This is a genomic window from Dyella sp. (assembly GCF_035486915.1).
Classification (GTDB): Bacteria; Pseudomonadota; Gammaproteobacteria; order Xanthomonadales; family Rhodanobacteraceae; genus Dyella_B.
Genome location: NZ_DATHMR010000025.1, coordinates 24,404 through 30,403 on the forward strand (window position 1 = coordinate 24,404; position 6,000 = coordinate 30,403).

Here is a 6,000-nt window from a genome sequence, read left to right on the forward strand (position 1 = left end):
GAGGCTAAATGGGGATACCTCCCGCCAACCTCGCTCGGCAACGCTCCTTAGCTCGTCATTGACCACACGGAAGCATCAGCGATGAGTCACTCCGCGTACTCGACGACCTCCAGGCCAAATCCTGCGAGCCCCACAAGTTTTCGCGGTGTACCCAGCACACGCAGGCGATGCACACCCAGATCGGTGAGTATCTGTGCGCCCAGGCCGTGCTGACGCCATTCCTGCTGCTGCACTTCCTCGGGGGCCTGAGCCGCCGGTTGCCGATTGAGACGGCGCAGCAACGCGTCAGGTGTGTCCTCGCCTGAGAGCACAAGCAGCACGCCCCGACCTTCGTCGGCAATGCGGCGCAACGCGGATGTCACGGTCAGGCCAAGGTCCTCGCGCTGCAGATGCAGCACATCCGACAACGTGTTGCGCACGTGCACGCGTGAAAGCACGGGCAAGCCGTCATCCACCGAGCCACGCACGAGCGCAAAATGCAAACCATGACGAATTGCATCGCGATAGGCGACCAACCGGAAGGGACCAAACTCCGTCTGCACCTGTTCTTCATAGACGCGCTTCACCGTTTTTTCGGTTTCCAGGCGATAGCGGATCAGATCGGCGATAGAACCTATCTTCAGGCCATGCTTTTTCGCAAAAACTTCCAGCTCGGGGCGACGCGCCATCGAGCCGTCTTCGTGCAGCACTTCGATGAGCACCGCTGAAGGCTCCAATCCTGCCAGCGCGGCGAGATCGCAACCGGCTTCGGTGTGTCCTGCACGTGTCAGCACGCCGCCTGGCTGCGCCGTGAGTGGGAAAATGTGTCCCGGCTGCGACAAGTCTTGCGGTTTGGCATCCGTCTTCACCGCCACCTGAATCGTGCGTGCGCGGTCGTGCGCGGAGATACCGGTGGTGACACCTTCGGCGGCCTCGATCGAAACAGTGAAGTTAGTGTGATAAGGCGAGGTGTTGTCGCTCACCATCGGCCGCAGACCGAGTTGCCGGGTGCGTTGCTCAGTAAGCGTAAGACATACGAGTCCACGCGCTTCGCGCACCATGAAGTTGATGTCTTCCGGGCGCACCATTTGCGCGGCCATGATCAAATCGCCTTCGTTCTCGCGATCTTCGTCGTCGAGGATGACAACCATGCGGCCGGCGCGAATGTCGTCGAGGATTTCGGGGATAGTGTTGAATGCCATGGGTATGGAGTCCGTTGTTCGGTGGCGGGTGAAGGTTTACGCAATGCGCGCGTCTCGCGCTGGGCGTACCCTCACCCCTGCCCCTCTCCTGACAGGAGAGGGGAACCATGTGGGGTCAAGCGAAGCCGTGATGCTTCAGAAAGTTTTCATCGATGCGTGGCGCGTCGCCGTTGCCCATCAGTCGTTCGATATAGCGCGCCACCACATCCACTTCGATGTTTACCGCGTCGCCTGCGCGACGTGCATGAAATGCGGTGTTTTCCACGGTGTGCGGAATCAGGTTCACCCCGAAACGGTTGCCTGCCACCTCGTTGACGGTGAGGCTGGTGCCATCGATGCAGATGGAACCTTTAGAAGCGATGTAACGCGACAGTTGCGCAGGCACTTCAAACGTCCAACGTTGTGAACGACCATCGGGCGTGACGGATACGACTTTGCCCACGCCATCGACATGGCCGGATACCAGATGTCCGCCAAGACGATCTGCGAGCCGCAACGCTTTTTCGAGATTCACGGGATCGCCGGCCTTGTGCTTGCCCAGCGTGGTGAGCGACAGCGTTTCGTTGGAAACGTCGGCGGCGAATCCGCGCGCGTCGAGCGACACAGCCGTCAGGCAAACACCCGACACGGCAATGCTATCGCCCAGTTGCACATCGGAAAGATCCAGATCGGCGGTGTCGACATGCAAGCGAACATCGCCGCCACGCGCTTCCAGCCGCGCGATGCGGCCTACGCTTTGAATGATGCCGGTAAACATCAGCGCACCTCCGCGAAGAAGGTGAGCACGACAGCGAGTTGGTGATTGATCATGAAACGTTCTCCACGCACTACGAATGTGGGAACGCCCCAAGGCATGAGGCACATGCACCGCTTGCGCGGTGCATGCAGCCGTCTTCTTTCATCCGGACTTTGCGCCGCAGCGATGAACCGCTGCAACGTGAACCGTCGGCTCCGGCATTGGACCGGATCTGCTGACCTTCCGGCGGAAACCGGAAGCGCTCGCGGGCTCAGGCCTTTCGGCCCCTACCGCCGGTGGGGAATTCCACCCCGCCCTGAAGACGTTTGTTGTCAATTTGCCGGCAAGCCAGCCCGTCCAGTTTAACACCGACCGGCAGCGTGCATCCGGTGCTTGCGCGCCCGGGCGGAAACAATGCGTTCGCCCAAGCGACCGTAAGTGCCCGAATCGGCGCATAAGGATGCCTGGGCCACGGGGTCGCGCCTCTGAAGCGGATCTTTGGGCCCCCGACATAGAGGTCAGCGCGTTATTCGAAAACGATATCGCCAGTCGTTGCCTATTCTGACGTCGTCCACGCGACTCAATACCGTCCGCTCATCCATACTTTGCAATGGCAACCGATGCATCAGCGGGCGCGCGCTGTCGCCGAGCAGAACCGGGGCAACGTAGAGCAAAAGTTCGTCGACCAGATCTGCATCAAACAGCGCGCCGCAAAGTGTGGGGCCTGCTTCGAGGTGCAGTTCGTTGCAACTGCGTTCGGCCAACAGATGCAAGACAGCGGCGAGATCAAGCCGGTCGCCCTTCTCTGGCACAACCGCACAATCGACACGCTGGAAACGTTGATCGGTCACCTGCGCAGACGATGCGTGCAAGACGAGTGTGGGTACGCTGCCATCCAGTACATGACTACCTGAGGGCGTTCGCAGTTGTCGATCCAGCACCACGCGCAGCGGCGGCTGAAATGATGTGGATGCATCGGCGCCCTCGCCTTCTGCGAAGCGAACCGTCAGGCGTGGATTGTCGGCAAACACGGTACCGCTGCCCGTGAGAATGGCCGAGCTTCGTGCGCGCCATCGCTGCACATCGGCGCGCGCCGCCTCGCCGGTAATCCATTTGGATTCGCCATTAGCTAATGCAGTGCGGCCGTCCATGCTCATCGCAAGCTTCACGCGTACCCATGGACGTTTGCGTTCGATACGGCTAAAGAAGCCGATATTCAGTTCACGCGCGGCATCGCGCATCAAACCGGTTTCGACAACGATTCCGGCAGCGCGCAGTTTTTCGATGCCACGCCCGGAGACTTGCGGGAAAGAATCTTCGACCGCGATCACCACACGCGCCACACGTGCGGCAACCAGCGCATCGGCGCATGGCGGTGTGCGTCCGTGGTGCGCGCAGGGCTCAAGCGTCACATAAGCCGTCGCGCCCTTGGCGTTATCGCCGGCCTCGCGCAACGCGAAAACTTCCGCATGCGGTTCGCCCGCACGCACGTGCCAGCCCTGCCCCACAACACGTTCGCCATGCGCAATCACGCACCCCACGCGCGGATTGGGTTGCGTGGTGTAGAGACCGCGCTCGGCCAGGCGCAACGCCTGCGCCATATGCATGTGGTCAATCGTGTCGAATGTATTCGGTGGTCGATTCATGGGCCGCAAGTGTGCGCGATCGCGCCCGGTTTGTCGCGTGATGAGCCGGGGAGTACGCTCTTCGTTTCTCGACTCTAGGCGGGGACGGACCATGATCCACAACAGCATCCTGGATACCATCGGCAACACACCCATCGTGCGCCTTCATCGCGTCGCCCCCAAGCACGTAACACTGTATGCCAAGGTCGAGTCGTTCAACCCCGGCGGCTCGGTGAAAGATCGTCTCGCCATCGCCATGATTCTCGATGCGGAAAAGCAGGGCTTGCTCAAACCCGGCGATACCGTGGTCGAACCCACTTCCGGCAATACGGGTGTCGCGCTGGCCATGGTGTGCGCAGCGCGCGGCTACCGCTTCGTGGCGGTGATGAGCGAAACGTTTTCGGTGGAGCGGCGGAAATTGATGCGCGCCTATGGCGCCAAGGTCATTCTCACGCCGGCCGCAGAACGCGGCAGCGGCATGGTGCGGCGCGCGGAAGAGCTGGCGAAAAAGCACGGCTGGTTTCTGCCCCAGCAATTTAAGAATCCTGCCAATCCCGCCTACCACCGCAGCACCACGGCCGCTGAAATCCTGCGCGATTTCGCCGGTCGTCGGCTGGACGCATTCGTGACCGGTTGGGGGACTGGCGGCACGCTTACCGGTGTGGGCGAGATGCTCAAGCTGGCGCGGCCGGACGTGAAAATCGTCGTATCCGAACCTGCCGGCGCATCGATGTTGAAAGACCAGCCGTGGCAACCGCACAAGATCCAGGGCTGGACGCCGGACTTTGTTCCTGAGGTGCTCAACCGCAAGGTGTTCGACATCGACCTGCCCGTCGACGAAGTGCAGGCGCGCGATATGGCACGGCGACTCGCGCAAGAAGAAGGCCTTTTCGTGGGGATTTCTGCCGGCGCCACTGTCACCGCTGCGCTGAAGTTCGCGGAGACGGCCGAACCGGACAGCGTCATTCTGGCGATGCTGCCGGACACAGGCGAACGCTATCTGTCTACCTTCCTGTTCGAAGGTGTCGAGGAGGGCTCCGACGAAAAATGGCTGGAAACGCTGGACTGAAAACTAACTCTTGCGCGAACGCTTGACCGCGGCGGCGGCGGCGGCCTCGCCGCCAAGCAGCGAAAGCTGCAGGCTTTCCAGTCCCGGCAGATCGCGCTCGAGCTTTTCGATTTCTTCGCGGAACGCATGCACGTCTTCGAATTTGCGATAAACCGATGCGAAGCGAACGTAAGCAACCTGATCGAGTTTCTTCAATTCACGCATGACCAGTTCGCCGACGTGACGCGATGTGACTTCGCGTTCGCCGCTTCGGCGCAGATCGTCAATAACGGCACGTACGGCGGCATCGACGTCATGGCTTGCCACCGGTCGTTTCTGCAGCGCTCGCTCGAAACTCACACGCAGCTTGCGCTCGTCGAAATTCTCGCGGCGCTCGCCGCTCTTCACAATCGCCGGAAGTTTCAGCTCGGCCGTTTCGAAAGTATTGAAACGTTCGCTGCATTGCGGACATTCGCGCCGGCGCCGCACGGTGGCGCCATCTTCGGCGAGACGTGAATCGATAACGCGCGTGTCTTCGTGCTGACAGAAGGGGCAATGCATGGTTAAGCGGCCCTCCCAATTCGTAAGTCCCCTGCGACCTGCACGAATGTCTTGACCAGTGGCGGGCAGATGCCCTGCAAGGCCGCGCGTTCGTGCTGGAACAGCGTGACTATGAAGTAAGGATGATTGTCCAGCTCCAATGCACGTACATCGTCCTGATCGTCGACAGCAACCACATGCAACGGGTGATCGGCAATCGCATCGCGGAAACCGCTGCCTAAACCGTAATTGCAGTGGTAACCCTCTTCGACACTCGTTTTACCGTAAATGTCCGCAATACGCGAACCGGACTTGAGGTGCACGTTATCGCGCACTTCGACCAGACCGCAACTCAGCGGAATGATGACCGGGCGCGCGGCATCGGGCGCCGTCTCAGCGTGTTCGGCATCGGCCCAGCCCAGCGCATGCCGCGCATACTCGACGACAGCGTGCTGGAAACCGCCACAGGTGCCCAGGAAAGGTACGCCCGCTTCGCGTGCGTAGCGAATGGCGGTGAGGGCGCCGTCCATGTCGCGATACGGACTGGCCGGCACGCACCAGAGCGCGTCGAACGCGTGCAGCGTTTTGCCGTCACCGATGGTGTCCGTACCTACCCATTCCCATTCGACCGGAATCCCGCTTGCGTCGGCAGCCAGCGCGAGCGCCTGTGGAATCGCACGGTGGGCGACGACGCTGTCGTCGCGATCACCGATCAAGCCCACTCGCAGCGCTCGCATGGCTGCCATCTCAGCCATAGACCGGGAATTTGCGGCACTGGGCTGCTACTTTTTCGCACACCGACTTGATGACATTCTCATCGCCGGGCGCATCGAGCACGTCGCAGATCCACTGCGTGAGTTCGACCACGTC

The 6,000-nt window shown here is 61.0% G+C and carries 6 protein-coding genes and 1 riboswitch; of the genes, 1 reads left to right on the top strand and 5 read right to left on the bottom strand.

What is annotated here, in order from left to right; translation table 11 throughout:
• Nucleotides 1-86: 86 nt before the first annotated feature.
• The 3 genes from ribBA to ribD form a co-directional block, all read right to left on the bottom strand.
• On the bottom strand, nucleotides 87-1,181 hold the full coding sequence (gene ribBA / locus VK725_RS02765) for a bifunctional 3,4-dihydroxy-2-butanone-4-phosphate synthase/GTP cyclohydrolase II (RefSeq protein WP_325316530.1): 1,095 nt from the start codon (nucleotides 1,179-1,181) through the stop codon (nucleotides 87-89).
• Nucleotides 1,182-1,296: 115 nt separating this feature from the next.
• The gene (locus VK725_RS02770; protein ID WP_325316531.1) at nucleotides 1,297-1,938 is read right to left on the bottom strand and encodes a riboflavin synthase; all 642 of its coding nucleotides are present in this window, start codon (nucleotides 1,936-1,938) and stop codon (nucleotides 1,297-1,299) included.
• Nucleotides 1,939-2,067: 129 nt separating this feature from the next.
• Nucleotides 2,068-2,245, bottom strand: a riboswitch (FMN riboswitch).
• Nucleotides 2,246-2,435: 190 nt separating this feature from the next.
• On the bottom strand, nucleotides 2,436-3,563 hold the full coding sequence (ribD, locus tag VK725_RS02775; protein WP_414648438.1) for a bifunctional diaminohydroxyphosphoribosylaminopyrimidine deaminase/5-amino-6-(5-phosphoribosylamino)uracil reductase RibD: 1,128 nt from the start codon (nucleotides 3,561-3,563) through the stop codon (nucleotides 2,436-2,438).
• A 91-nt stretch (nucleotides 3,564-3,654) separates the two neighbouring features.
• Here ribD and cysK point away from each other — a divergent pair, with 91 nt between their 5' ends.
• Nucleotides 3,655-4,611, top strand: coding sequence for a cysteine synthase A (gene cysK, locus VK725_RS02780; RefSeq protein ID WP_325316532.1), 957 nt, complete (start codon nucleotides 3,655-3,657; stop codon nucleotides 4,609-4,611).
• A gap of 3 nt (nucleotides 4,612-4,614) precedes the next feature.
• Here cysK and nrdR read toward each other — a convergent pair whose 3' ends face one another.
• Both nrdR and VK725_RS02790 read right to left on the bottom strand, forming a co-directional pair.
• Entirely contained in the window at nucleotides 4,615-5,151 is a 537-nt protein-coding gene (gene nrdR, locus VK725_RS02785; RefSeq protein ID WP_126673295.1) for a transcriptional regulator NrdR, read from the bottom strand.
• A gap of 2 nt (nucleotides 5,152-5,153) precedes the next feature.
• Nucleotides 5,154-5,867: a CTP synthase C-terminal region-related (seleno)protein gene (locus VK725_RS02790; protein ID WP_325316533.1), complete on the bottom strand. Its 714-nt coding sequence runs from the start codon at nucleotides 5,865-5,867 to the stop codon at nucleotides 5,154-5,156.
• Between the last annotated feature and the right edge of the window lie 133 nt (nucleotides 5,868-6,000).

Coding starts and splice junctions, on each gene's coding strand:
- ribBA (WP_325316530.1), bottom strand. CDS start 1,181: ATGGCATTCAACACTATCCCCGAAATCCTCGACGACATTCGCGCCGGC.
- VK725_RS02770 (WP_325316531.1), bottom strand. CDS start 1,938: ATGTTTACCGGCATCATTCAAAGCGTAGGCCGCATCGCGCGGCTGGAA.
- ribD (WP_414648438.1), bottom strand. CDS start 3,563: ATGAATCGACCACCGAATACATTCGACACGATTGACCACATGCATATG.
- cysK (WP_325316532.1), top strand. CDS start 3,655: ATGATCCACAACAGCATCCTGGATACCATCGGCAACACACCCATCGTG.
- nrdR (WP_126673295.1), bottom strand. CDS start 5,151: ATGCATTGCCCCTTCTGTCAGCACGAAGACACGCGCGTTATCGATTCA.
- VK725_RS02790 (WP_325316533.1), bottom strand. CDS start 5,867: ATGCGAGCGCTGCGAGTGGGCTTGATCGGTGATCGCGACGACAGCGTC.